Below are 23,915 nucleotides of genomic sequence, written 5' to 3' on the forward strand. Positions count from 1 at the left end.
CGATTGATATCCTTTAACCAAATCCTCAGCACACTATCAATAATGTTTTCTGTAGTCACAGCCAGCCATTTCCGAGGAGCCCAGCATGCTCACCCACGCAACCAGCTTATCAACCCCCTCCCTGTCCAACTCATAGATCCGCCACTGAGCTTCAATACGCACCTGAACCAACCCCGCCTCGCGCAAAGTTTTCAAATGCTGGGATACTGCTGGGGCCGATATCTGGAACAACCCTGCGATTTCTCCCGACGAAAGGGGACCCTGCGCCAGAGACTCCATGATTCTTCGACGCGTAGGGTCGGCAATGGCAGAAAAGCTGTTCATTCTGTGATATTGTTGAAAGAGCTTAATTAAGTCAATACTTAACACGTCAACACAATGACATCACTGGGCGCGACAAGGTAAAAGCGATCCGCAGTGGACACCCCGTCGCGGACTCCAAGCGTATAGAGAACCGCGGTCCTCTTGACTGCTTTCACCGCCAGCTGACGCCGCCTGCCAGGCGCCAGCTCCAGCCAGGGGGGGGAACCGGCACGACAAGTCGATCCGCCAGGCCGCGTTTAACCGGTCTGGCCCAAGGATCGCATTTTGGTGGCGTTGTACAGGGAGGATGTTTGACATGGAGTTACGCCATCTACGCTATTTCATTGCCGTCGCCGAAGAGCTGCATTTCAGTCGTGCGGCCGAGCGCCTTCATATCGAGCAGTCACCCCTTTCTCGAACCATCAAGAACCTGGAAACCGAGCTCGGCGTGCTGCTACTTGAGCGAACATCACGTGGAGCACGACTGACTTGGGCCGGCGAGGTCTTCCTTGAAGATGCTCGCCGAGTCCTGCTTTGCCTGGATCAGGCGAAAGCCAATGCCAAAGCAGCAGCCTCCGGCTATCGCGGCAAGCTGCGCATTGCGCTCTCCGATGGCATCGCACGCAGTCGTTTGACCATGCTACTCGCCCGCTGTCGAGAAGAAGAACCCGAAGTCGAGATTCGTTTGTCAGAGATGCCCTTCTCACAGCAACTGCTGGGGCTGCGTAATGACTTATACGACGCCGGGCTGGCGCTCGCCGATGAAATCGAGGACGGGATTCTCGCCGAGCCTGTCTGGCACGACCCTCTCGTGGTTACCATGCCGGCAAGACACCCTTTGCTGACGCACAAACACGTGCCCCTCCAGGAAGTAATGAGATATCCCCTGGTTCTGTGTGATCCACAGAATTGCGAAGGATGCAGCCAACAACTGGACAAAGTGCTCCGATCAAGCAATGAGAGCCCTGTCGTTGCCGAGCGAGTATCTACCCATGACCTGATGCTTACACTGGTCGCCGCCGGATATGGAGTGGGCTTTTCCACGACAGCACACGCAGAAGTATCACACCACAAAGACGTCGTCACGAGACCCCTGGCTGACAACACTTTTATATTGACGACCTACTTGCTGCGACCAGACAATGAGCCATCGAAGCAATTGAGAAACTTTATCCGACGGGTCAATTACGTCAGCAATTAGACCCGCTGCACCCACCGCCATTCTTTTTATATCTGCCTCAAGATACAAAAAGCATCGACGCTATGACAAGACTCGAGACCACCGCCAGGATTCTGTGACACAGCCTGCAATTTTTCTGATCACAGGCCAGTCACACGCCAGACACCGCTGATCTAGAAGGTTGTTTTTTCCCCTCGAACAACACCGCTGACCTATCAGGTCTTTACAGCCGCCTGATCGCTTCGAAAACTCGTGACCAACGATGGGAAGCCGCTGTTTCGGCGGCATACGTTGATTGGCAACAATGAGGCGGTGCAGCAGTCCATATACACCGTTATCTGTAGCTCTCATTCGCGTCACACTCCCCAGCGTTGCATCACCGCCCAGCCAGTCAGAGCCGGAAAGCCTGTGGGCAGGTGACCTGTTGAGCTAACGCCAGGAGGCCAAGTGGCTGGGATGAGACATGGGGAAGTCCAACCAAACGCAGCATTCAAAAGTATTCTATCGCCCCATTGAGGCGGCAATCCGCTGGAGCGGTCTTGTACGATTCGAGGCCCGCATACTCAACACCCTGGGCGACAAGATCGTTCTGGATGTAAATGACTTTCCCCGCTGGCCGATGCTGAAGTTGAACCTGGAGCGGCTGTACGATGCCTTCCGCAACGGCGAGCTACCTTACGGGAAGTCCGGCATCACCTGCGATGATCCAACGTTGCTGACACAGCCCGACCTCACCGTCAGGCATGTGGATCTGAAAGCCTGGATGACTCATTACTACCCAGACCAAAAGCCAGAATTCCTGTTCGAAGGCATCGAGCGCCACCTGCATTCCGCCATCAACCTGGACAACTTGCAGGCCCTGCTGATTGATCGCGAGGCGCTCAAGCTGCGACTCACGGAATTGGAGCAGTCCTTCAAAGCACTACAGGATCAGCACCGTTTGCTCAGCGAAAAAGCGAGCTGTGGGGCGGGAGAGGACAAAACCCTCTCGCTCCGTGGCGAGTCTACTTACCTGAGCGTTATCGGCGGGCTGCTGACCCTGCTGCTGGGTAAGTCCCCGAGCGGAAAGCGCTACTCCTCCTTCGACACCACCACATCCATCATCAGCGCACTGCTGGCCTATTTTCCCGGGCACCCCGGCATCAGTGAACGGACACTCTGGGAAAAATTCAGTGCCGCCAAACGGCACGTCGGCGACGAGGCCGACTGACTGCAACTGCAGCCCTGGAACCTGCAGTTGCAGTGTATATCCCGCCCAGCTGACATTGAATGGACAGCACATTCTTCACCGCGCTATTGAGCGTACAGGAGTGCTTACCATGTCTACACAGATGACCCAGGCCTTTCGCACTGAACGCCGCATCCTCCGCCGTCCGGAAGTCGAGGCCAAGACCGGTTTCAAGCGCGCGCATATCTACAACCTGATGAAAGCCGGCAAGTTTCCGAAAGCGCTTCGCCTCGGCGTCCGCGCCGTTGGCTGGGATGCCGCCGAGATCGACCAGTGGATCGAAGAGCGCCTCAACGACCGTACCTGATCCAGCCTTCTCAAACGCAACCCTGTGAGGAGGACAGTCATGCAGGTCGTCTCCATTATTTCAACCAAGGGCGGGGTGGGCAAAACCACCACGGCCGCGAATCTCGGCGGCATTGCGGCTGATGCGGGACTGCGGGTTCTGCTGCTTGACCTGGATGTCCAGCCAACCCTGTCCAGCTATTTCACCCTACGGTCTCATGCACCGGGCGGCATCTATGAGCTGCTGGCCTTCAATGAACAGGATCGTTCTCGACTGGTATCCCACACCGCTATCGACGGCCTGGACCTGGTGCTGTCCAATGACGACAAGGGTCAGCTGAACACCCTGCTGCTTCACGCGCCCGATGGACGGCTGCGCCTGCGCAATCTGCTACCGGTGTTCCGTCCTCATTATGATTTGCTGCTGATCGATACCCAGGGCGCGAGGAGTGTTCTGCTGGAGATGGCGGTACTGGCCTCCGATATTGCCCTCTCACCGGTCACGCCAGAGATTCTGGCGGCACGGGAATTTCGCCGCGGCACCCTGCAGCTGATGCAGGATATCGCCCCCTACCGGCGCCTCGGCATCGAACCACCCCCCCTGCACCTGCTTATCAACCGGGTTCATCCAGTGTCCAGTAATGCACGGGTAATCCAGCAGGCACTGCGCGACCTGTTTGCCAACGAACCTGGCATCGTCGCGCTCGATACCAGCATCCCGGCCATTGAAGCCTACCCACGCGCCTCGACCCAGGCGCTGCCCGTTCACCGGGTGGAATACCGTCGGCCCAAAGGACGGATCACGCCTGCCGCCTTCGACACCATGCGCGCGCTGGCCTGCGAGCTGCTACCGGCCTCGCAACCGGCATTTAGCCGACTGCAAGCCGGAGCCCACCGGAGGACTGCCTGATGACCCGCTTGCCGATTCCCTCGCGTGGCTACAAGCGCCTCAAACCACTGATCGAACTTGCCCAGGCCGAAGGCTGGCACGTGGAGCGCACCAGCGGTGGTCACCTGAAACTCACCAAACCCGGACTGCCACCGATCTACACCGGCTCAACGTCCAGTGACCATCGTGCCACCCGCAATGCCCTGGCACGCTTGCGGCGAGAAACCCGCTTTGCCGAGGAGCCTGATCACAATGGCTGACCTCACCTCCAAAGACATGGCCGGCAAACTACTGGCCGATCAATTCCGACGCAGTGGCCCTGACGCAGAGGCGTTGAGCGATCCTATCGCCGACACCCCCATGACCGTGACCCTGGAGCAACTGCTGCCGTATGACCTAAACCCGCGGGTCACTCGCAACCCCCGCTACGAAGAGCTCAAAGAATCCATACGAAAGCGCGGGCTCGATACGCCACCGGCCATCACCCGCCGGCCCGGCGAAAGCCATTACATTATCCGCAACGGCGGCAATACCCGTCTGGCAATCCTGAATGAGTTGTGGACTGAAACGAAAGACGAGACATTCTTTCGCATCCAGTGCCTGTTCCGCCCCTGGCCGGAGCGCGGTGAGATTGTCGCCCTGACCGGGCACTTGGCCGAGAACGAATTGCACGGGGGACTGACCTTCATTGAGCGCGCTCTGGGTGTCGAGAAAGCCCGCGAGCTGTACGAGGTCGAATCGGACACCACGCTGACACAAACCGAACTGGCCAGGCGATTGAGTGCGGACGGTTATCCCATCACCCAGCCCCACATCAGCCGCATGCAGGATGCCGTGTTCTATCTGCTTCCCGCCATCCCCACCGTGCTCTATAGCGGTTTGGGACGGCCACAGATCGAGCGGCTGACCGCCTTGCGCAAGTCCAGCGAGAGGACATGGGAAGCGCTGAGCATGAGCCGCGGCGTGGAGATGGAATTTGCCAGCCTGTTCCACGATGTGCTCGCAACCTTCGACAGCGACGCGGAGGGTTTCTCGGTCAGACGCATCCAGGACGAATTGATTGGACAGATGGCCGAACTCCTGCAGGTCGACTACGACACCCTGACCCTGGATATCACGGAATCTGATGGTCGCAACCGCCTGACGTCAGCCGGTGCAGCCCTCAAACAACGCCCTGCCGCAGATGATCCTGCCCCTCGCTCCATCGAACAGAGCCCAGGCCCATCACAGCCACAACGCCAGGCGCCACCGGCAGACGAACAAAGGGCTGACACAGCACCTAAACCGGCGAAGATAAAGGAGTCCCCACCTCCAGAACGTCCTGATTCATCGGCCACCGATATCGGCAATCCTGTATTGGCTGCGCCTGATAACGAACGACTTCAGGCGCATGTGGTGACGCCAGCGACAACCACCGACCGACTCCAGGACATTCAGCGCCTGCTGGCGGACCAGACAGGCAACATGCAGCCAGACTTCGAGTCGACCGTTCTGCAGGCGATCCCAGTCCAGGCTGGAGGGCTCTACCCCATCACGGACGTTTGGTACATCGAGCCCGGTCTGGACGCACCCGACAGCCTGCGTGTGCATATTGCCCAGTTCGCCACCGAAATGGCCCATGAGGCAGGACAAGCCCAACACATACAGCCAACCGATACGGGGATCGGCTTCCACTGCGATATGCAGGCACTTTCCGTTGATGGTCACGTGATGCCGCTGATGGGGCGCGCAGTCCTTACCCTACTGTATGCGCTGAGTGCAGGCGTCCACTCATCAAGCCCGCCCACCGGTGGCATCGACAATCTGCGGCTGCTGGACTTGCTGGGGCCTCTGCTGCAGGGGCGTCAAGGCGCGCATCACGATTCACTATCGCGGCTAAGCGATAACGGTCTGGTCAAGTTGTTCCGCCTGCTGCGGCTGTCACGTCGATTGGTGGAGCTGGAGTCGGGCACTGGCACCGAACTCACACCCCCCGGGGGTTCATAGCGTTCCAGGAGGCAGCATGTCGGCACCCCACCCACTCAACCAGGCTGTGATTGCACAGGCACTGCATGATCTGCGCAACGGCCAGCTGCGGCGCTGCAAAGCCATGGGGTTCGGCGAACAGGAATTGGGGGCACTGAAGCACCCCGCCCTGGTCAGCGTACTGATCAATGCTTCCGTGCCCTGGTGTTCGGTCACCGTCAACCGCGACGTGCTGCAGCGCTTGTTGCGCCAGGTAGCAGACGTTGAGAAAGAAATCGCCGCGGTTGATCGCATGCTGCGCCTGGGCGCCAGTACCGAGATGGTGAGCAAGTTCTACGGCCTGACGCATCAGGAGGTCGCCTTGCGCCGTGACATTCTCGGCCTGCCCAAGCGTAAAGGCCGCCATCCCGGATTGAGCGAGGAACAGGACACCGAACTGTGGCGGCGATGGGACCCCGAGGTCAAACAGCGCGGTATCGCCCTGGATGATCCCCTGGCCTTGCTCGACCTTACGCTGGATCTTGCTGAAGATCTCAATTTGCCCGCTTCCGTCCTGTGGTCAACGATCAATGCCTGGATCGACCAGGGTCTGGTGTGACCCATGGCCAGCGAAACACCGGGCCGCGGCAGCGGCCCCGCTACGCTGACCACACTTCTGGATGATGCAGCTCAGCGCTTAGACACGCGCCCGGCTACAGTTAACGCGCAAGACGGCTTCCTGTTCAGCGGCAACCGCCACGAAAGCGTGCCCAGAGCATTGTTTCTCGATCGCCGCTTGACCCCCCTGGAGCGCAATGCCTGGCAGGTCTTTCGTCTGCTGCTGAACGACGACGGCGTGACCGCCCTCCCCACCTATGAGCGCCTGCGACCCTACCTGGCATCCATGCCGTGCACAGCCAAAGCCTCTCACGAAACCGTCGCCAGAGCGCTGACCCAATTACGCTTGACCCGCTGGCTCAGCCTGGCCCGGCGACGACGTGACCCCAGATCTGGACGCTTGCTGGGTAACCTGTATGTGCTCCATGACGAACCCCTGTCACCCTTCGAGGCCATGCAACTCGATACCGAGTACCTGGGACTGGTCAGCCAAGCGCTGACCCATGCCGCCAAGGCTGTACGGATCGTTGGCGTCAACGCACTCAGAGAAATCACCGAAGACCCATTGATCAGCGGCCGGACGCTGCCCTCGCGCCTGCAGGTCATGGCGGAGCGCCTGGCGGGGCAAAATTGGCACGGCGACGCCACCAAGATCGAGCCTGTGGATAACTCCAAAACCGAAGAGAGCGCTCAGGCCCTTCTTCGGGATTATGACGAGCCCTCTTCGAAATCCGAATCGGGGCGCAAAGGCCCGTCTGACGGCATTCTTCCGATTCCGAAGAACCGTAGTACTGTACGTAAAAGAAGTATTAAAAATATTAATGTACGTACAGTACTGAACGAGTTGCAACATCTGAATCTGCCACCACGGTTTGATCGTCTCGACGATGAGCAGAAAGCTGGCGCATTGCTCGCATTGAGGAAGGTCGACAGAGAACTGCAACAGCCGGTGATCGATGAGTGGAACGTTCGCTGCTGCGACAGCTACATCAAGAAACCGGCCAATTACCTGTTTGGCCTGATCCAGCGGGCAATGCGAGGCGAGTTCCATGCCTGGGCAGGCGTCGATCCCATCAAGGAGTTCAAGGCGGAGCGATCGGCGCCACACATCGACGGCGAGGCTGCGGGACCCACCCAGCCCTCAGACCCTGAGCAGGTGAAAGCCCAGATCGCTCGCTTACAGGCAATCTTCCACAAGGGCTGATGCCGATTATGCCAGTGGCATAATGGAACACACGGCCTTCCCCAGTCCGACCACGGACCCTGAGCAACCAAGGACACACCTCGCCCGTCTGCAGTCGATGTTCAACAAAAACCTGACAGGCATTATGCCAGTGGCATAATCGCAGCCAGTGCCATCAGGAGACCCTCCCATGCCAACACGTCACGTCATACTCAGCGAGCAGCAAAACAACCTGGTCGAGAGGCTGGTGCAGTCCGGGCGCTACCAGAACGCCAGCGAAGTGCTGCGGGAAGGCCTGCGTCTGATCGAGCAGCGAGAGCGTCTTGAGGCCGCCAAGCTCAACGCCCTCCGGGAAGCGGCCAGCCTGGGCTGGGCGGATATTGCCGCTGGCCGCTGCGCCAAGATGGCCGACGACCAGCTTGATGATTTCATCAGCCAACTGGGGCTGAGTGCCGCCGCTCGAGCAAAATCGGCGACCTGACCGGGACTTGATGATTATGCCAGTGGCATAACCGGAACACGCAGCCTTCCCGACCTACCCCTCCCCTACCCCTCCCCCGCCTGATCACTGCCTCAACCGCACCCGGTATTTCAAACGGGCGACGAATGGGTGCGGTTTCTTTACGGACAGCCTTCCCGCCTTTGCCGATGCTGGCGACTCGATTTTCCACAGCGAGTCGCTCACATGGCCAACGAATCTCTGCAACTCAACCTCGGATCGCTGCGCAGTGCAATGGCACTCACGCTGCATACTCACCACGCCTCCCGCATCTGGCACGGTCGTGCTGCGTCGGACGGCAAGCCAGGCATCATCGGACTCAACGGCTTTCTGTCGATCATGAACAAACTCAAGCGCGGCGCAGAGCAGGACGATCCCTACTCGGACTGGTGGATGCTGCGCATCGAGGACAAGATCATCGATACCCGGACACGCCTGCAGACCCTGCGCGAACAGGTGGACCAGGCCCTGGCGGATGTGCCGGCGGCCCTCAGTCTGGGGGAAAATCTCAACGTGCAGCCTGTCAAGCTGCCGTTGTTCGTCAATGCCCAGCTGGGTTTTATGGCGGTCTATCTGCTCGCCGACTACGACGATCTGGCACGCCGCCTGATTCTGGCACATCACACCGCGCTGATTGACCGCAGCACCCTGGAGCGCTGGCTCAATGAGGGAGGGCATGCGCTGCGCAGCCTGTTTTCACTGGCGCAGCAGTACCGCTACTCCGGCGCCTGCCGCGACGACTTCGCCGCCAACAACGCGGCGGCACGGGAGGCCAGGGAAAAGTTCGGTGAGCTGCCCCAGGAGGTGCTCGAAGGCACACGCCGCTCGCGCTTCGCGCCGCCAATCAGCCGCCGATCATCGCGAAACACGCCAGCCCCAGAGAGCAACGTTGTCGATGAGCCAGCCGATAGGGCAGAAGACGCCGGTGATGCCAGCGAGGATGCTTCACCAGACGAAGAGGCATCGGCATGACGACACCTGACTTCACCCGTTCACCACCTCGCTTTTCGCCACTGGAACAGCCGGCCTTCCAGCAGCTGGAACAGGCAGCCTACCTAAAAGGCCTTTTAAAACCTTTTAAGGGTAAGGGGAGTCTGGAGGACTGGGCCAGCCAATGCATCACCCTGCGAGATGGTTTGATCGGCCTGGCTCAGAGACATGTGCTCACCCAGGCCCGCCGCACTCCGTTCAGTCTGCTTGGTGTCCAGCTGGCCCAACAAAACACGGGGGCCGGCACCACCTTCCTGCGCTGGCGCAACCTCGACAGGTCCGCCATGGGCGTCGCGCTGTGGGAGGGGCTGATCGCCGATCCAGCCACCCCAGCCTCACTGATCGACGATCTCTACGCCATGGAGCTGCAGAGGATCACCCTGAACATGCAGATCAGTCTCACTCACAGTATTGCCCGCCAGGCCGTGGACTGCGCAGCCAAAATCCAGCGGGCTCAAACCGTTTACCACCGCCGCATCCGGCAACACGTCTTGACCCAGGAGAGGACACCATGAGCACACGTTTTTTAGGCGAGGGCAATATCGGCTCTGCGCCAGAGTACCGGGCATTCACCAACGGCAACGACGAACCCCGTCGCCTGCTGCGCCTGAACGTCTACTTCGACAACCCTGTGCCCACCAAGGAGGGTTACGAGGATCGGGGCGGATTCTGGGCACCGGTGGAGCTGTGGCACCGCGATGCCGAGCACTGGCAAACGCTGTACCAGAGGGGCATGCGCGTACTGGTGGAAGGCCGGACCGTACGGGACGAGTGGGAGGATGCCGACGAGAACGAACGCGTGACCTTCAAGATCGAGGCCCGCCGAGTGGGCATCCTGCCGTATCGCGTCGAGCGCGTAACCCTGGCACCCAAAGAGCCCGTTGCTGAGCAGCATGCCGAAGCGTAAAAGAACTGTGAGCGGCTGCACCAGCCCTCCGCCGCTCACTCTGCGCCAACGCCGATTATGCCAGTGGCATAGTGCCAGGGACGTCCATCAACCGCCATTCGTCCCACAGCCCTTGCCAAACCAAAAACCCGGAGCGTCGGCGAATCGAGTTGTGTAGAGCCAAATCTTTCATGGCTCGCCATCCTGTAGCCCATTGAGTCACCGGGCCAACCCATGACACCCAAGGAGCTGCAGTGTGCGCGTCTATCTGTGCGAGAAACCGTCCCAGGGTAAGGACATCGCCCGCGTGCTGGGCGCCCGACAACGCGGTAACGGTTGCTACACTGGATCAGGTATCACAGTGACCTGGTGCATCGGTCATTTGCTCGAAACCGCGCCCCCGGAAGCCTACGGCGAGCAATACCGGCGCTGGTCAATTGAGCAACTGCCCATTATTCCGGAACGCTGGCGCATCGAGGTCAAAGCGTCGACCAAGGCGCAATTCCAGATCGTGAAGCGGATTATCGGCCAGGCCAGCGAGTTGGTGATTGCCACCGACGCCGACCGCGAGGGGGAAATGATTGCCCGGGAGATTATCGACCTGTGCGGCTACCGAGGCCCGATTCGGCGACTCTGGTTGTCGGCGCTGAACGACGCCTCCATCCGCAAGGCTTTGGATACTCTCAAGCCGGGAACGGAGACCCTGCCGCTGTACCACTCGGCCCTGGCGCGCTCGCGGGCAGACTGGCTCATTGGCATGAACCTGAGCCGGCTGTTCACCTTACTCGGCCAGCGCGCGGGCTACAGTGGCGTGCTCTCGGTGGGCCGGGTTCAGACACCCACGTTGAAGCTGGTGGTCGACCGCGACCGCTCCATTGAGCGCTTTGTTGCCGTACCCTACTGGGCTATCGAGACCACGCTTGCCCAGGGTGGGCATTCCTTCAAGGCGAGCTGGTTAGCGCCTGAGGACAGCACCGACGAAGCAGGCCGGTGCTTGCAGGAATCCGTGGCACAAACCGCCGCCAATGCGCTGCGCCGATCCCATGAAGCCGCCGTGACCCAGGTGGACACGGAACGTGTACGCGAAGCGCCGCCGCTGCCGTTTGACCTGGGAACGCTGCAGGAAGTCTGCTCCCGGTCGTTAGGGCTGGATGTGCAGGAGACCCTCGATATCGCCCAGGCACTTTACGAGACACACAAGGCGACGACCTATCCGCGCAGTGATTGCGGCTACCTGCCCGAGAGTATGCGGGCGGAAGTCCCTATTGTTCTTGAGGCCCTGGCGGTCTCCGATCCGACGTTGCGACCCCTGGTCGACGGACTGGACAGCCAGCTCCGCTCACGTGCCTGGAACGACAGCAAAGTCACAGCGCACCACGGCATCATCCCCACGCTGGAGCCGGTCAAGCTCAGTGCCATGTCGGACAAGGAGCTGGCCGTCTACCGACTCATCCGGGCGCATTATCTGGCCCAGTTCCTGCCGCACCATGAGTTCGACCGAACCCATGTGCAGCTCACGGCCGCCGGCCAATCGCTGCGAGCCGCAGGCAAGCAGGTGATTGAATCCGGCTGGCATCGGGTCATGCCTGGTCAGGGTAACGACAAGAATAGAGAAGCGGAGCAGGATGGTACGCAAAGCCAACCTTTGCCAGCCCTGGAAAAAGACGCCCTGTGTACCCTGGAGCAGGTCGAGCTGAAGGCGCTCAAGACGCAGCCGCCCCGACCCTATACCCAGGGCGAACTGATCAAGGCCATGAAAGGCGTGGCCAGGCTGGTGACCGACCCGCGGCTCAGGCAAAAGCTGAAGGAGACCACCGGCATCGGCACCGAAGCCACCCGCGCTGGCATCATCAACGGCCTGCTGGCTCGCGGCTATATCGCCCGCAAAGGCAAGGCCATTCGGGCGACCGAGGCCGCTTTCACCTTGATTGATGCCGTGCCCAGTGCGATTGCCGACCCCGGCACCACCGCCGTCTGGGAGCAGGCGCTGGATATGATCGAATCAGGCCAGATGACGCTGGAGGATTTCATCGACAAACAATCCACCTGGGTGGCTCAACTGGTGCAGCAATATCGAAGCGTCGCCCTGACGATCACACAGCCGGAAGGTCCAGCCTGCCCGCAATGCGGTGCGGCCACACACCCAAGGCGCGGCAAGAACGGCGCTTTCTGGTCTTGTAGCCAATACCCGGAATGCAAAGGCAGTCTGCCGGTGCAGCAGAGCAAGCCCAAGAGGCGCGGACGCAGGGCCAGGCGATCATCCACCCGGACGTCGTGAGCGGCTTTTTGCGCCACGAGGTTTTACTCGACCCCCCTGCACCCCGTGTGGTGCCCCAGCATGCCCAACCTTCTATCCCGGCGTGCGCGATCGGTGAGAGACATCACCGGCGAGAAGGCCCCCTGTTCCTTGATCACCCCAACCGGGCGGTCATCCCTATCGGTATGTGCTGCTCACGCAGGGTTTCCTGACGGCTTCCACTTCGGCAATGAGGGTCTGCGAGCCGTCAGGAAACCCTGCGGGGCCAGCGGTATTCGGTACCGGCGCCCACCGGTGAAACAACGGGCTCCCTTTGTGCGCGGATGTGTGCCAGAGGATTCCGGCCCCAGCCACGACACGGGCCGGGTGTGCATGCTGACGCAGTGCCAGGTTCCGACGACGCCCCGGCCCTGCAAAGCCCACCGGTGGCAACGTCCTCTGTGCCGAAGGTCCCGGCCTTCGGCGAATTTTCTCGCTTTCACGCCCACTCCACCTGCTCACCCGCCAAAACAGGGTGCATCCCATTACAGATTTACCGTAGCCAACAGCCACAGGACATTAGAGCCTTGCCCCATGCGTCGCTGATTCCGGTCAGCACCATGCCCAGGCAGCTTCGGTCATCAAGGCTGCACCCTGGCGATGCCGGGACGACCGAACCAGTCCGCCACGCATCACCTCGCGGACGATCGCCCGATCAAGGCGACGATGCTTCGACTATCCACGGACATACCCATGATTTTCAACCATCGAGAGTACCCTCCTCATGAGCACCATGAACACCCTGAACAACCAGGCAATGCTGGAACAGATTGCCCGCAATGATCGGCATTTTGCGCAAGCGCCCGACGCCTTCTTTCGCGCCTGGAAACGCGGCGTCCAATTGCTCAGCCCCGCCTTGTTCGGCATGGGCACCCAAGCCCAGCTCGATCAGGCCCAGGACAAGTGGGAGCTGTGCCCAAACCTGGAAACCATCGACCATGCCATCGATGTGATGAGCTCCGGCGAGCGTGTTTTTCTGGCCACCCTGGTCAGCTTCTACAACGCCGAAATTGGCGGTGCGCTGCTCAAACGAGTCGGCGTCCACGGCTTGTCCAATCTGGGCGGCCTGGATCTGGACCGACGCGAGGTTATTGCCGACCTGATCTTGAACTACACAGGCTGGTAATCGATCCAGCCTGATGACCTTAACCCCCACGAGGGACGCATGTCCCAATGGGGAGCTGTGTCCCTTCCCTAACGCCTCCAAGGAGAGACACATGAACCAAGTCATATCATCTATTCATTCCAGTGAACCGCGCATCCTCCGACGCCCAGAAGTCGAGGCAAAAACCGGGTTCAAGCGCGCTCACATCTACAACCTGATGAAAGCCGGCAAGTTTCCGCAGGCACTGCCCATCGGCGATCGCGCCGTCGGCTGGTATTCCGCCGAGATCGATCAGTGGATCGAGGAGCGGTTGCGCGACCGGGCCAACGCCTGAGTTTCCATTCACAGGCCACCCTGGCCATATCCATCCCCGTGGGGCCAAACTCCGTCCGGGGGCTGGCTCCGCCTCCCCCTCTCTAAATGGAGTGTACCCATGACACACACCACCAACCCTTTTATCCGAGGCTACCGCGGTCTTTCCATACAACGCCTGCTGGCAATCCGTTACGAGGAGGACTGCCCGCTGACCTATCTCCCGCTGCATAGCTCACAGGCTCACCTGGCTGATGAGCAGGTTCATCGTTTTCCCTGCGTCTTCTGTGACGACTTCGCCCTGGTCACCGAGGGGCAGGATATCAGCAGTGAAATGGACGATCACTGTACCGGCATCGGTGTTGTACAGACCGTGGTTTACGCCATTACGGCAGATGAGTACGGCACACCACTGCATGTCGGTGACACCTACAGCCACGAGGCAGCACTTGAAGTCGTGCGGCGACTGACCTTCGATACCGGCCACTACAGCCGTTGCTGGGAAATCAGTACAGGCCATTTGCCGAACCAGGCACTGGCATACCTTGAGCACCTGGCGGATACGGCTACACCGACCGGCTTGCTGTTTGAAGCCTTCCGTATTCCAGGCAGCCATGCTGTCGGTGTGAAGTTGATCGCCACTCCCTGGACCGATACGAATCTGGGGTGTATCGATGGCGGCAGTACCGCAGCACTGCATCAGGTTCAAAGCAAGGCCGGGGCTCCTCAGCCTCTGATGGATGTCATGCACCTTGCCGCCTTGGCAGATGTGCGCATCCTGATCTTCGATCCCGATGCCCTCGTCCTGGAGGGCTTGCCCACTTTCGACCATTGACCAGTGAGCCCCGCAAGGGGCTCCTGTTCTTGAATAATGAGATACACCCGGATTCCTATTGAGCGTGGCCGACCCATCCGATTCGGTGCCACCCTGCCCACATGTCCCGCTGATGCGTCAGCGACATGCCCACGTAGCCAGGGTCTTCAAGGCTACGGCGCGGTTCCGACCGTGTGACCCAACCCGTTCGCCACCGCATCCCCAGCGCGAACGACCATCCTTCGGGATGGTGGATGCACAGCATTACCAGGATCATCCGATCCATCAACCCGCGCGGGGGTTATACCTCCCCGTCGGGGTGGGTGTGTCTCCGCTTGTTCATTATTTTTCTGGAGATTCACCATGAACCACTCATCTGACAAATCCTATTTTGACCTGCACATCACCGGCCTGGGTTATCTCAATCGCATTCGCGACGTGACGCCCCGCAAAGGTGATGCCTTCCTCGCCTGCGATATTGCGGCGTTGAACGGTCCCAGCGATTCACCGGAATACCGCCGATTCGACGTGCGTGTTTCCGGCAGCGAAGCCCAGCACTTGATTCGCCGCTGCCAACAGGCCGTCGAATCCGAACGCAAGGTACTCATCGGCTTTCGCCTGGGCGATCTGTGGACTGACACCTTCACCTTTACCAAGGGGAATCGTACCGGAGAACATGGTGTCAGCCTGAAAGCCCGGCTGCTCTTTGTCAGCTGGATCAAGGTTGACGGCCAGCTGGTATACAAAGCTGAACCCAGGGCCACCGACGAGGTGCCCCATGACAGCACGCCGCCTGCGATGACTTCGGCTCCTGTGGACGATGCCCCGGCATCTGACGGGGTAACGACGGATATCGACGCCGACGACAGTGTGCCAGCCGAGTCACTGTGTTGAGAGTCACTTTGTTGACAGCCACAAGGCCCTGACCAGGGCTTTGCTTTCTGATCCCACACTTCAGCACGAGGAATTGAACCATGATCACACTCTCCGGCCAGTTGGCCATTCGCACCATCCACGGCAGAAACGGTGACTTCAATGTGGGTCGCCTTGCCACCTCCATCGGCGAATTTGTTATCAAGAACGCCGAGCTGGATCAGTATCGCGAAGGCAAGTACGACGGCGAATTCGTCATTACCGAGATTCGGCCTTCCACGTACAACACCAGCGGTCGCATGGTCATCGAGATTCGCGCCCACCTGGGCGGAATGACCCTGTCCAGCATCGACCCTCTGAGCAGTGATGACGCCAAACGGCTGAGTCCGCAGGAAGTCGATCCGATCGACGAGGAAGCACAAGCCCCTGTCCCTGCTGCCACGGATTCCCCCGACGCAGAAGAGGACAGCCAGGCCAGCAACCCGCTGATCGATACCACACCGTTCGGCAACGCCGTGCCCGACACAGCGGCGACCGAGAACGCGGATGTCGCACTCTTCGGTGCGCTGTGGCCGCTGGGTAATGTGGTCAAGCTGGATGCCACGGTCGACCGTCGACTGCTGCGCCAGCAACGTGACCGCCTCGGCGCCATGGGATACGAGTTCGCTCCCCTGTCCCAGGACTGGCACCGCGTCACTGCTTGATCCACCGTCGCTGACGCGACTTACCACCACCCGCCGGGGTACTGCCCCGATGGGCAGGGCTCCGGCATTTTTCACAGGAGGACTGCCATGGGCTGGTACTACTCGCGGCAAACCCGCGCTCAACTGATCCAGGAACTGATCCAACCGCAAGAGGGCGAGCGCGCCCGTTACCAGGTCATTGCCCACGCCCTGCGTGGCAACGTGCTCTGGTCCGTGGTGCGCATCACCGCCAAAGTCGCCGGGATCTTCGGTCTCGATGCCGGTGAATCGACAGCCTTTATCCGCTGCGACTTGCTGCAGGGGTCGGGCAACGACTGGGGCCACAAGCCTCTGGAAGAAGCCATGCACCCGTACTACTACTCCTGCCCCTTGCGCTATCTCGACATGGCTCCCGAGCAATGTCGTGACTGGCGCGATGGCGTACGTGCTCATCACGCAAGGCGCAATGCCAGAAAGTCAGTGGCAATGACCGGCTGACCGTCATCCAAGGATCATCAACCCCCAGGGGCACTCGCTCGCCCCAACGGGCGCGGGTGCCCCTTCCCATCACGAGGATATCACTATGTCCACCACTTCATCCCCGCAACCGCTCTATCGCATCGACGAATGCCCCGACCTGATGGCCGATGGCTGTGTCGCTGACGAAAACGGCACTCTGATCTTTCTCTCCCTCTGGGCGCGCGACACCGCCGTTCAGGAGTTTCTGGCCCGCCTGACACTCGGTCGAACGGATCAGGGACTGGATCGATTTCACCTTATGACCGATCAGGGGGCTTCGGTGCCCGTCTGCATTGGCAACGTGGATCATCTGGAGAAACGCTCCACACGCACCTTTCGCCGAACCCTGTTCGGTTCCATGGTGCATCTGTGGCTGTTCGATACCCGCTGTGTCAAGCCCGACAAAGCCAACGCCAGCGCACTGGCCTTGCTGCCAAGTGATGGCCTCGACCATACCGAACGCCTGTGGGCGCTGGTGCGGGAGACCTGTCCATTGCCGCTGCTCGATCACTGGCGCGACGAGGTGCTGGCACTGTTGCAGTCCCGGGAAATGCTAACCCGCCTGCCCTTCGCTCTCGGGCGGCTGGAAGGCCACCGACTGAACCTGGATGTCCCGGCGCTGACCACAGCACTGGGTGATCTGATCCGCTGCGGCACCCTGGGTGTTGCACAACACGAGCCGGACACTGGCAAACCGCTACGGCGGGTGGCCTGAACCGCACAATTACCGGGTATGCACAGGCATGCCCGAGCTTTTTCCCACTGTCCTTTTTCCCACTATGCCTTTCCCTCTTTTCAAAGGAGATACCCATGGCTCTCATGTTTCCGCGGCTTGCCCGCAACTTTATCAAGAACGGCTACTTTCCAACGGACGAGCCCACACTCGAACGAGCACTGTCTGCACTGGCTCCGTGCAATGGGTCAATGTCCATTCTCGATCCCTGCGCCGGCGAAGGCGTGGCCATCGCTGAAGCCGCTCATGCTCTTGGGCGTGAACAGGTGCGGGCGTTCGCCGTTGAGTACGACAGCGAACGCGCGACCCATGCCCGCCAACTGGTCGACCGGTGTCTGCACGCTGATCTGATGGACGCCCTAATCTCACGACAGTCCTTCGGGCTCTTGTGGCTCAACCCGCCCTATGGCGACCTTGAGCGAGGTGTCGATGGCAACATCGGCTATCAGGGTCAGGGACGCGCCCGGCTGGAAAAGCTGTTCTATCAGCGCAGTCTGCCGCTGCTGCAGTACAACGGCGTGTTGGTGTTCATCATCCCTGCCTATGTCCTGGATGCCGAACTGGTCGGTTGGCTGACCCGTCACTTTGCGGATTTGCGGCTCTACCGTGCGGTGGATACGCAGTTCAAGCAGGTGGTGATTTTCGGTCGCCGTATTCGGCAACGGGAGCAGAATCCCGGCGCTGCCAGAGCAGCACGCGAGCTCATGCTGCAAGTCGGTCTTGGTGACATCGAAGCCGAGGCGTTACCCGACGTATGGCCGTTCCAGCCCTACTGTGTTCCCGCATCGCCCACCGAGCCGGAGCACTTTTATCGTGTCACGCTCGAACCGGCGCAATTCGCTGACGAAGTGCAGCGCCTGCAAGGGCTGTGGCCGTCGCTCGAAACGCACCTGGGTGCCGTGCATCATTCGCCACGGCCTCCGGCGCGCGTCCTGTCCCACTGGCATCTCGCCCTGGCGCTCGCAGCCGGTGCAGTGTCCGGTGTGGTGACCGCCAAAACCGGCAAGGTGTTGGTGGTCAAGGGCGATACTCACAAGGAGAAATCCTTGACCACGGAGTACCAGGAACGGGATGACGGCTCGGTCGCCGAGACCCGCATCCTCACTGATCGCTTCGTACCCGTGATCCGCGCGTGGGACATGACCCCCGGCTCCTCAACACTGGGCCAGGTGCTGACCATCCGCTGATCGCAACTGCCAGGCGGCTCGCCGCCCGTTAATCCACGCTGTTCATTCACCCACTGGGGTCCAGTCGCCCCGTGGGGTGCCGTGACCCCTCACATTACCTTCAGGAGGTATTCATCATGGCACTGGCAACACTGTCTCACGCTCGTTTCAACCCGGGTCAAGTGGTTATGACCCAAGGCGTCAACGACCTCGTCCAACGGGGTGTCATCAATCCCAGGCAGTACCTATTGCGCCATTTGCGTGGCGACTGGGGAGACCTCTGTGAAGAGGATCGTGCGACCAACGAAGCCGCGCTGAAACACGGCGATCGGCTGATGTCGTCCTATCCCATCACAGCGACTGTGAAACTCTGGATCATCACCGAATGCGACCGCAGTGTTACGACGCTGCTGCTCCCTGACGAGTACTGATCCTCTTTTCCCAACCCTGGGGCATGCCATCGCCCCGCTGGGGGAGGTGCATGCCCCGCTTTTATCTGGAGCATCAGCATGTCCCTCGATACTTGTTCTGAAAACTTTTCATCCGACACCACTGTGCAGGGCGACCTGCTAGAAAAAGCCTCATCCCCGCTCGACATCAGCCTGCAGGACTTTGTGTCCGAGTTTGGCGACGAGCTGCTCGACTCACTCAATCGCGCCAATCCTCCGGTGTATACCGGCCAGGCACGGGCGTACCGCCAGACCCTGCTGGCGAATCTGAAACGGCAGTTGTTTCCCGCTCAGGCTGAGGTGGTACACGCCGTCACAGAGCTGTTGGTTGATCGCGGCGAAAGGGCCGCCATCGTCAACGGCGAGATGGGCTGTGGCAAAACCACTGTAGGTATCGCTACGGCTGCCGTACTCGAAGCCGAAGGTTATCGCCGTACGCTGGTGCTCTCGCCACCCCACCTGGTGTACAAGTGGCGGCGGGAAATCCAGGAGACCGTGGCCAACGCCAAGGTCTGGATACTCAATGGCCCGGATACCCTAGTCAAACTCATCAAGCTGCGTGAGCAGTTGGGTGTGCCGTCCCAGGGACCGGAGTTCTTCGTCCTCGGACGCGTGCGTATGCGCATGGGTTTCCACTGGAAGCCCGTATTCGTGCGTCGGCGGACCCGGTACGGCGAGATCGGCAGTTGCCCACACTGTGGGCAGGTCATCACCGATCTCGACGGTGAGCCGGTCAGTCCCATCGAACTGGAAGCGGCGGAGACACGTCGCAAATGCAACCGCTGTGCTTCGGCGCTGTGGACGCTGGTTCGCCCCCGTAGGCTTTCGGCCAACGATCAGTCCCAGGCTGTGCTCAGGGCACTCAAGCGTATTCCCACCATCGGTGACGTCACCGCCCAGAAGCTGATGAAGCAGTTCGGCGAGTCGTTCCTGGCCTCCATGCTGGGCGACAACCTGTACGAGTTCATCAACCTGATGGACAATAACGGTGAGCTGGTGTTTTCAGACCGCCAGGCCCAGCGCATGGAGCGCGCCATGGCCTCGATGGAGTTCGGTTTCGGCGAAGGCGGCTATCAGCCGTCGGAGTTCATCAAACGCTACCTGCCGCAAGGCACGTTCGACCTGCTCATCGCCGACGAGGCGCACGAGTACAAGAACGCGGGCTCTGCCCAGGGGCAAGCCATGGGTGTTTTGGCCTCCAAGGTGCGCAAGACGCTGCTGCTCACCGGCACACTGATGGGCGGTTACGGCGATGACTTGTTCTACCTGCTGTTCCGAGCGCTGCCGTCGAGAATGATTGAAGACGGCTATCGACCCAGCAAGCAGGGCAGTCTGACACCGGCCGCGATGGCGTTTATGCGCGATCACGGCGTGCTCAAGGACATTTATTCCGAGAGCAACGGCTCGGCCCACAAGACCGCCAAGGGCAGCAAGATCACGGTGCGAACCGTCAAGGCTCCCGGATTTGGTCCCAAGGGCGTGCTGCGCTGTGTGTTGCCGTTCACGGTGTTTCTCAAGTTGAAGGATATCGGCGGCAATGTGCTGCCACCCTACGACGAGGAGTTCCGGGAAGTGGCCATGGCTGACGAGCAGTCCCAGGCCTACTCACGCCTGGCGGGGCAGTTGACCGCTGAGCTGAAGCAGGCCCTGGCGCGGCGAGACACAACACTTCTGGGTGTGGTACTCAACGTGCTGCTGGCCTGGCCGGACACCTGCTTCCGTGCAGAGACGGTCAAGCACCCGCGAACCCGCAACCTGCTGGCGTTCACCCCTTCGCTGTTCTCTGATATGGAGATCATGCCGAAGGAGCTGGAACTGATCGATATCTGTCGTGAAGAAAAGGCAGCGGGTCGCAAGTCCCTGGTCTACAGCGTGTACACCGGGACACGGGATACCACGTCACGGTTGAAAGTACTGCTTGAACAGGAAGGCTTCAAGGTGGCGGTACTGCGCGCCAGCGTGGATGCCTCCCGTCGGGAAGACTGGATCGCCGAGCAGCTGGATCGCGGCATCGACGTGCTCATCACCAATCCCGAACTGGTGAAAACCGGCCTGGACCTGTTGGACTTCCCGTCCATCGTGTTCATGCAGTCGGGCTACAACGTCTACTCGCTGCAACAGGCCGCACGTCGCTCCTGGCGTATCGGCCAGAAGCAGCCGGTCAGGGTGATCTACCTGGGCTACGCGGCTACCTCGCAGATGACCTGCCTGGGGCTGATGGCCAAGAAGATCACCGTGTCACAGAGCACGTCGGGAGACGTGCCGGAATCCGGGCTGGATGTCCTGAATCAGGATGGCGACTCGGTGGAAGTGGCGCTGGCAAGGCAGTTGGTGAGTTGAGTAGCGGTTGATCTTTGGCGGCCCCTTCGGGGGCCGTTTTCTCGATAAAGCCTGAATGGAGATTCTGTCAGCAGCCAAGAGTTGACATCGAGATATCTACGCAACCAGGGGCTATTCACCTTGTGTGAACTGGACTTACATTGACTTGCCTCAATGGCAAGAGCTGCTGGTACCCGGGCGAACCAGGATCTATCTGCTGAACCATGCGGCAGAACGTGGCACCGCCGACGTACAACGCCTTATTCTCTCGGTTCAATGCCGCAAAAAGTAGTTGTAGGCAGAAATCCAGTTGTCGAAAGAAGTCATTTCGTCGCCAGTAGGTCAGGCTGCTGCACGGCGATGGGCTCAATGAACTTGTCCAAATCTTCCTGCTGCGCCAAAAGGAATGGGGCGTCTTTCACCTTATCATAGAGCTTCAGAAGGCGCTGTTCAGCCCGGTTCAAGATAATGCTATACAGCAATGGTTGAATCTTCACCCTGTCGTTGTCTTCGGTGCGGGTGCCACCCTCACCACTCTCAATCTGATCCCCAAGAACAAATCCATCCACCCGCGTCTCAAACTGGATGTACCCCTTCTTCTTCAACTCTTTCACATACTTCCAAATCTGCTCCTTTTCCTTGGACCCGAGTGACAGCTTGGTGGTCTTCAGATCAACAATGACAAGGTGGCCCACTCCCACCTCTTGATGATCTTCGTTGTAAGAAGGAAGGGAGTAGAAGCCAGTGCTGCCATCACCCCGGATCACAAAGTCTGGCCGATTCAGTGAAGCTTTGTCAGCCTTACCGTCAAACAACTCGCGGATGACCGTCGTCATGCCCTTGTTGGATGTGAAGTGGATGGATTCAAACTTGTCTCCGAACATCCACAGGCCCTTGGCAAAGAGCGGCTGGAGTTCCTTGACTTCATCGATGCCTGCAACCTGAATTTTGATCCGAAGTTCGTTGATGACCTTCAGGCGGCCCTGAATTTCGTCAAGGACGATCTTCGCCATGCCAATGGTCCACTGACTCAGGACTTCGTGAAGGGCATCCAAATCATGCGGATCTTGATTGTGCAGGATTTCTAGCAAACCATACTGAGACTTGCTCTTCTCCAGCTTCGCCAGAATGCCTGTCAGTTGCACGATCTCCTGCTCACCGAAGTTCGGGCAGGTATCCACAACCTCATTGATGAATGTGGTGACACGATCCTTGCTCAGAAAGGGAAGGGCGTTGACCGACTGCCCCACTCGTTCAAGGACAGCTCTACGTTTGTCTTCGCGTTCAGCCGCACTGGTGTTGTCAATGATCTCGCGGATCTTGTCCTGGACGATTGGCCTGGTCGCTTCCCATGCCAGATTCTTTTCAACGAAGCCTGACCAGTCTTCCTTGACGGCGTTTTCCTTATTGAGGAAGTCAGCCTGAACGATAAAGGTGAAGCGCTTAGCCTTCTCGGTCCTGCCGTCAAGAATGCGTTCGACATCAGCACCACGCCAACGGCACTCACCCACAGCACGGTTCATGACCCACCACGCGATGCCATGCTGTTTCGTCGTCTTGTCGGCCTTGCGGGTGTCAATGTGATAGATCTTGACCGTGCCGTAGTCGGGCACCTCAACGTCTACGATAGAAAGGGACGATTTGCTGATGTCGGCAAACGAAATGGGGCTGCCATTCAAGATCACCTTGAACGAAGGATTAGCAAGAAACCGACCACCCAAAAGCTCACGTGCCTGCTCTACGGACAGGTTGATCTGATGGATTTCACCTTCACCTGTGATTGTCGTTCCATGTCCCTCCACACCCTCATCAACGAACTCTACGAGTTCAGTGATCAGGGGCTTGCTGGGTGTCCTCCTGACCTTGTAGACGAACTTCTGACCATCTTTGACCGAAGTGATCCGATAGTTTTTTGTGAGGCAAAAGCTGGCGAATCGGCCCTTGCCATTCTTGCCGAATACGAAGCGTGGAAGACCTTCCACACCTGCTGGCGGTGCCGTTGTGGCGCCACCTTTGGCGATACGGTTATAGGACATGGCCCGCCAGATGTAATCAAACTCTGCGCGGGTCATACCCTTTCCATTGTCAGAGATGGAAAATTGCTTGCTATTCTTCGGGTCGGGCCAGCTTATTCTGACTTCGGTGGCGTATGCATCCCAGCAGTTGGCAACAAGTTCAACAATGGCCGTGCTGGGACTAGTGATGATAGGGCCCGCCCAACTTTCAAGAAACCCGTCTTCAAAGAAGAGATCTTCTTGCTGTAAGGTTTTAGTATTTGAAGAATCAGCCATTGCCCCTCCCTAGGTATCGTCTAGTTGATAGCCAGCTTCCACATCTCAATTTTTCAGCGCTGCGTACGGCGGATTCTGAAAATCGGCATAACTTGTAGTTCGTCAGCGAGCGCGCCGACATCACTCCATCCGAAGCAATTCCGCTTCGCTACACTATACCCCGCGGCACTTATCAATGCCGGCTTTCGGCATCGCCATTGACCGGCTGCTCCTGCCGAGAGCTGTCATTTGGCCGTTGTGGCTTCTATGAACCAACGCCAGACATACTTTTCCGGTCACGCTTCGCAAGCTCCCTCAATCAGCCAGTACGATTCATCGCCTGCGCGCACACTCGGAACTGTCGGATAGCC

Annotated in this window: 25 protein-coding genes; 23 read left to right on the forward strand and 2 right to left on the reverse strand. The window is 59.4% G+C overall.

The window, feature by feature from the left end; translation table 11 throughout:
* Positions 1–36: 36 nt before the first annotated feature.
* Positions 37–324, reverse strand: coding sequence for an ArsR/SmtB family transcription factor (locus DDZ17_RS23070; RefSeq protein ID WP_116368969.1), 288 nt, complete (start codon positions 322–324; stop codon positions 37–39).
* Positions 325–619: 295 nt separating this feature from the next.
* On the opposite strand from DDZ17_RS23070, the gene DDZ17_RS20810 reads away from it, so the two are divergent.
* The 23 genes from DDZ17_RS20810 to DDZ17_RS20920 all read left to right on the forward strand — a co-directional run bounded on the left by DDZ17_RS20810 (position 620) and on the right by DDZ17_RS20920 (position 21,295).
* Positions 620–1,504, forward strand: a complete 885-nt coding sequence (locus tag DDZ17_RS20810) for a LysR family transcriptional regulator (RefSeq protein ID WP_116369005.1) — start codon at positions 620–622, stop codon at positions 1,502–1,504.
* Between the two features lie 442 nt (positions 1,505–1,946).
* A complete protein-coding gene (locus tag DDZ17_RS20815) occupies positions 1,947–2,693 on the forward strand; it encodes a hypothetical protein (RefSeq protein ID WP_116368970.1) in 747 nt (248 codons plus the stop codon).
* Positions 2,694–2,802: 109 nt separating this feature from the next.
* Positions 2,803–3,018, forward strand: coding sequence for an AlpA family transcriptional regulator (locus DDZ17_RS20820; protein WP_116368971.1), 216 nt, complete (start codon positions 2,803–2,805; stop codon positions 3,016–3,018).
* A gap of 39 nt (positions 3,019–3,057) precedes the next feature.
* A complete protein-coding gene (locus DDZ17_RS20825) occupies positions 3,058–3,906 on the forward strand; it encodes a ParA family protein (protein ID WP_116368972.1) in 849 nt (282 codons plus the stop codon).
* A complete protein-coding gene (locus tag DDZ17_RS20830; protein WP_116368973.1) occupies positions 3,906–4,145 on the forward strand; it encodes a type II toxin-antitoxin system HicA family toxin in 240 nt (79 codons plus the stop codon). Before DDZ17_RS20825 ends, DDZ17_RS20830 begins: the two co-directional genes overlap by 1 nt.
* Positions 4,138–5,871: a ParB family protein gene (locus DDZ17_RS20835; RefSeq protein WP_116368974.1), complete on the forward strand. Its 1,734-nt coding sequence runs from the start codon at positions 4,138–4,140 to the stop codon at positions 5,869–5,871. Before DDZ17_RS20830 ends, DDZ17_RS20835 begins: the two co-directional genes overlap by 8 nt.
* A gap of 16 nt (positions 5,872–5,887) precedes the next feature.
* The gene (locus DDZ17_RS20840; RefSeq protein WP_116368975.1) at positions 5,888–6,448 is read left to right on the forward strand and encodes a DUF2857 domain-containing protein; all 561 of its coding nucleotides are present in this window, start codon (positions 5,888–5,890) and stop codon (positions 6,446–6,448) included.
* A 3-nt stretch (positions 6,449–6,451) separates the two neighbouring features.
* A complete protein-coding gene (locus DDZ17_RS20845; protein WP_116368976.1) occupies positions 6,452–7,651 on the forward strand; it encodes an STY4528 family pathogenicity island replication protein in 1,200 nt (399 codons plus the stop codon).
* Positions 7,652–7,820: 169 nt separating this feature from the next.
* Positions 7,821–8,111: a type II toxin-antitoxin system ParD family antitoxin gene (locus tag DDZ17_RS20850; protein ID WP_116368977.1), complete on the forward strand. Its 291-nt coding sequence runs from the start codon at positions 7,821–7,823 to the stop codon at positions 8,109–8,111.
* A gap of 204 nt (positions 8,112–8,315) precedes the next feature.
* A complete protein-coding gene (locus DDZ17_RS20855; protein WP_116368978.1) occupies positions 8,316–9,101 on the forward strand; it encodes a PFL_4669 family integrating conjugative element protein in 786 nt (261 codons plus the stop codon).
* Positions 9,098–9,634 (forward strand): DUF3158 family protein, encoded by a 537-nt coding sequence (locus DDZ17_RS20860; protein ID WP_116368979.1) that lies wholly within the window; start codon positions 9,098–9,100, stop codon positions 9,632–9,634. The genes DDZ17_RS20855 and DDZ17_RS20860 overlap by 4 nt, the downstream gene beginning before the upstream one ends.
* The gene (locus tag DDZ17_RS20865) at positions 9,631–10,026 is read left to right on the forward strand and encodes a single-stranded DNA-binding protein (RefSeq protein WP_116368980.1); all 396 of its coding nucleotides are present in this window, start codon (positions 9,631–9,633) and stop codon (positions 10,024–10,026) included. The genes DDZ17_RS20860 and DDZ17_RS20865 overlap by 4 nt, the downstream gene beginning before the upstream one ends.
* Before the next feature lie 235 nt (positions 10,027–10,261).
* Complete coding sequence (locus tag DDZ17_RS20870) at positions 10,262–12,283, forward strand: DNA topoisomerase III (RefSeq protein WP_116368981.1); 2,022 nt, start codon at positions 10,262–10,264, stop codon at positions 12,281–12,283.
* A gap of 742 nt (positions 12,284–13,025) precedes the next feature.
* Positions 13,026–13,427 (forward strand): hypothetical protein, encoded by a 402-nt coding sequence (locus tag DDZ17_RS20875; RefSeq protein ID WP_479680800.1) that lies wholly within the window; start codon positions 13,026–13,028, stop codon positions 13,425–13,427.
* A 91-nt stretch (positions 13,428–13,518) separates the two neighbouring features.
* Complete coding sequence (locus tag DDZ17_RS20880; RefSeq protein ID WP_116368982.1) at positions 13,519–13,740, forward strand: AlpA family transcriptional regulator; 222 nt, start codon at positions 13,519–13,521, stop codon at positions 13,738–13,740.
* Positions 13,741–13,839: 99 nt separating this feature from the next.
* On the forward strand, positions 13,840–14,553 hold the full coding sequence (locus tag DDZ17_RS20885) for a DUF5983 family protein (RefSeq protein ID WP_116368983.1): 714 nt from the start codon (positions 13,840–13,842) through the stop codon (positions 14,551–14,553).
* A 342-nt stretch (positions 14,554–14,895) separates the two neighbouring features.
* Positions 14,896–15,426: an STY4534 family ICE replication protein gene (locus DDZ17_RS20890; protein WP_116368984.1), complete on the forward strand. Its 531-nt coding sequence runs from the start codon at positions 14,896–14,898 to the stop codon at positions 15,424–15,426.
* Between the two features lie 80 nt (positions 15,427–15,506).
* The gene (locus tag DDZ17_RS20895) at positions 15,507–16,109 is read left to right on the forward strand and encodes a DUF3275 family protein (protein WP_116368985.1); all 603 of its coding nucleotides are present in this window, start codon (positions 15,507–15,509) and stop codon (positions 16,107–16,109) included.
* A gap of 87 nt (positions 16,110–16,196) precedes the next feature.
* The gene (locus tag DDZ17_RS20900) at positions 16,197–16,586 is read left to right on the forward strand and encodes a hypothetical protein (RefSeq protein WP_116368986.1); all 390 of its coding nucleotides are present in this window, start codon (positions 16,197–16,199) and stop codon (positions 16,584–16,586) included.
* A gap of 85 nt (positions 16,587–16,671) precedes the next feature.
* Positions 16,672–17,322: a hypothetical protein gene (locus DDZ17_RS20905; RefSeq protein WP_116368987.1), complete on the forward strand. Its 651-nt coding sequence runs from the start codon at positions 16,672–16,674 to the stop codon at positions 17,320–17,322.
* A gap of 8 nt (positions 17,323–17,330) precedes the next feature.
* Positions 17,331–18,527 carry a DUF6094 domain-containing protein gene (locus DDZ17_RS20910; RefSeq protein ID WP_241505990.1) on the forward strand — a complete coding sequence of 399 codons (1,197 nt, stop codon included), beginning with the start codon at positions 17,331–17,333 and terminating at the stop codon, positions 18,525–18,527.
* Between the two features lie 116 nt (positions 18,528–18,643).
* The gene (locus DDZ17_RS20915) at positions 18,644–18,937 is read left to right on the forward strand and encodes a hypothetical protein (protein ID WP_116368989.1); all 294 of its coding nucleotides are present in this window, start codon (positions 18,644–18,646) and stop codon (positions 18,935–18,937) included.
* Between the two features lie 78 nt (positions 18,938–19,015).
* Positions 19,016–21,295 carry a DEAD/DEAH box helicase family protein gene (locus DDZ17_RS20920; RefSeq protein ID WP_116368990.1) on the forward strand — a complete coding sequence of 760 codons (2,280 nt, stop codon included), beginning with the start codon at positions 19,016–19,018 and terminating at the stop codon, positions 21,293–21,295.
* 302 nt (positions 21,296–21,597) lie between these two features.
* Here the strand turns inward: DDZ17_RS20920 and DDZ17_RS20925 are convergent, their stop codons facing one another.
* Entirely contained in the window at positions 21,598–23,565 is a 1,968-nt protein-coding gene (locus tag DDZ17_RS20925) for an ATP-binding protein (protein WP_116368991.1), read from the reverse strand.
* Positions 23,566–23,915 lie beyond the last annotated feature (350 nt).

Source organism: Parahaliea mediterranea (assembly GCF_003402235.1).
GTDB classification, from domain to species: Bacteria; Pseudomonadota; Gammaproteobacteria; order Pseudomonadales; family Halieaceae; genus Parahaliea; species Parahaliea mediterranea.

Bases quoted from the DNA above. Each gene is read 5' to 3' on its own strand.
- DDZ17_RS23070 (WP_116368969.1), bottom strand. From the start codon at position 324: ATGAACAGCTTTTCTGCCATTGCCGACCCTACGCGTCGAAGAATCATG.
- DDZ17_RS20810 (WP_116369005.1), top strand. From the start codon at position 620: ATGGAGTTACGCCATCTACGCTATTTCATTGCCGTCGCCGAAGAGCTG.
- DDZ17_RS20815 (WP_116368970.1), top strand. From the start codon at position 1,947: ATGGGGAAGTCCAACCAAACGCAGCATTCAAAAGTATTCTATCGCCCC.
- DDZ17_RS20820 (WP_116368971.1), top strand. From the start codon at position 2,803: ATGTCTACACAGATGACCCAGGCCTTTCGCACTGAACGCCGCATCCTC.
- DDZ17_RS20825 (WP_116368972.1), top strand. From the start codon at position 3,058: ATGCAGGTCGTCTCCATTATTTCAACCAAGGGCGGGGTGGGCAAAACC.
- DDZ17_RS20830 (WP_116368973.1), top strand. From the start codon at position 3,906: ATGACCCGCTTGCCGATTCCCTCGCGTGGCTACAAGCGCCTCAAACCA.
- DDZ17_RS20835 (WP_116368974.1), top strand. From the start codon at position 4,138: ATGGCTGACCTCACCTCCAAAGACATGGCCGGCAAACTACTGGCCGAT.
- DDZ17_RS20840 (WP_116368975.1), top strand. From the start codon at position 5,888: ATGTCGGCACCCCACCCACTCAACCAGGCTGTGATTGCACAGGCACTG.
- DDZ17_RS20845 (WP_116368976.1), top strand. From the start codon at position 6,452: ATGGCCAGCGAAACACCGGGCCGCGGCAGCGGCCCCGCTACGCTGACC.
- DDZ17_RS20850 (WP_116368977.1), top strand. From the start codon at position 7,821: ATGCCAACACGTCACGTCATACTCAGCGAGCAGCAAAACAACCTGGTC.
- DDZ17_RS20855 (WP_116368978.1), top strand. From the start codon at position 8,316: ATGGCCAACGAATCTCTGCAACTCAACCTCGGATCGCTGCGCAGTGCA.
- DDZ17_RS20860 (WP_116368979.1), top strand. From the start codon at position 9,098: ATGACGACACCTGACTTCACCCGTTCACCACCTCGCTTTTCGCCACTG.
- DDZ17_RS20865 (WP_116368980.1), top strand. From the start codon at position 9,631: ATGAGCACACGTTTTTTAGGCGAGGGCAATATCGGCTCTGCGCCAGAG.
- DDZ17_RS20875 (WP_479680800.1), top strand. From the start codon at position 13,026: ATGAGCACCATGAACACCCTGAACAACCAGGCAATGCTGGAACAGATT.
- DDZ17_RS20880 (WP_116368982.1), top strand. From the start codon at position 13,519: ATGAACCAAGTCATATCATCTATTCATTCCAGTGAACCGCGCATCCTC.
- DDZ17_RS20885 (WP_116368983.1), top strand. From the start codon at position 13,840: ATGACACACACCACCAACCCTTTTATCCGAGGCTACCGCGGTCTTTCC.
- DDZ17_RS20890 (WP_116368984.1), top strand. From the start codon at position 14,896: ATGAACCACTCATCTGACAAATCCTATTTTGACCTGCACATCACCGGC.
- DDZ17_RS20895 (WP_116368985.1), top strand. From the start codon at position 15,507: ATGATCACACTCTCCGGCCAGTTGGCCATTCGCACCATCCACGGCAGA.
- DDZ17_RS20900 (WP_116368986.1), top strand. From the start codon at position 16,197: ATGGGCTGGTACTACTCGCGGCAAACCCGCGCTCAACTGATCCAGGAA.
- DDZ17_RS20905 (WP_116368987.1), top strand. From the start codon at position 16,672: ATGTCCACCACTTCATCCCCGCAACCGCTCTATCGCATCGACGAATGC.
- DDZ17_RS20915 (WP_116368989.1), top strand. From the start codon at position 18,644: ATGGCACTGGCAACACTGTCTCACGCTCGTTTCAACCCGGGTCAAGTG.
- DDZ17_RS20920 (WP_116368990.1), top strand. From the start codon at position 19,016: ATGTCCCTCGATACTTGTTCTGAAAACTTTTCATCCGACACCACTGTG.
- DDZ17_RS20925 (WP_116368991.1), bottom strand. From the start codon at position 23,565: ATGGCTGATTCTTCAAATACTAAAACCTTACAGCAAGAAGATCTCTTC.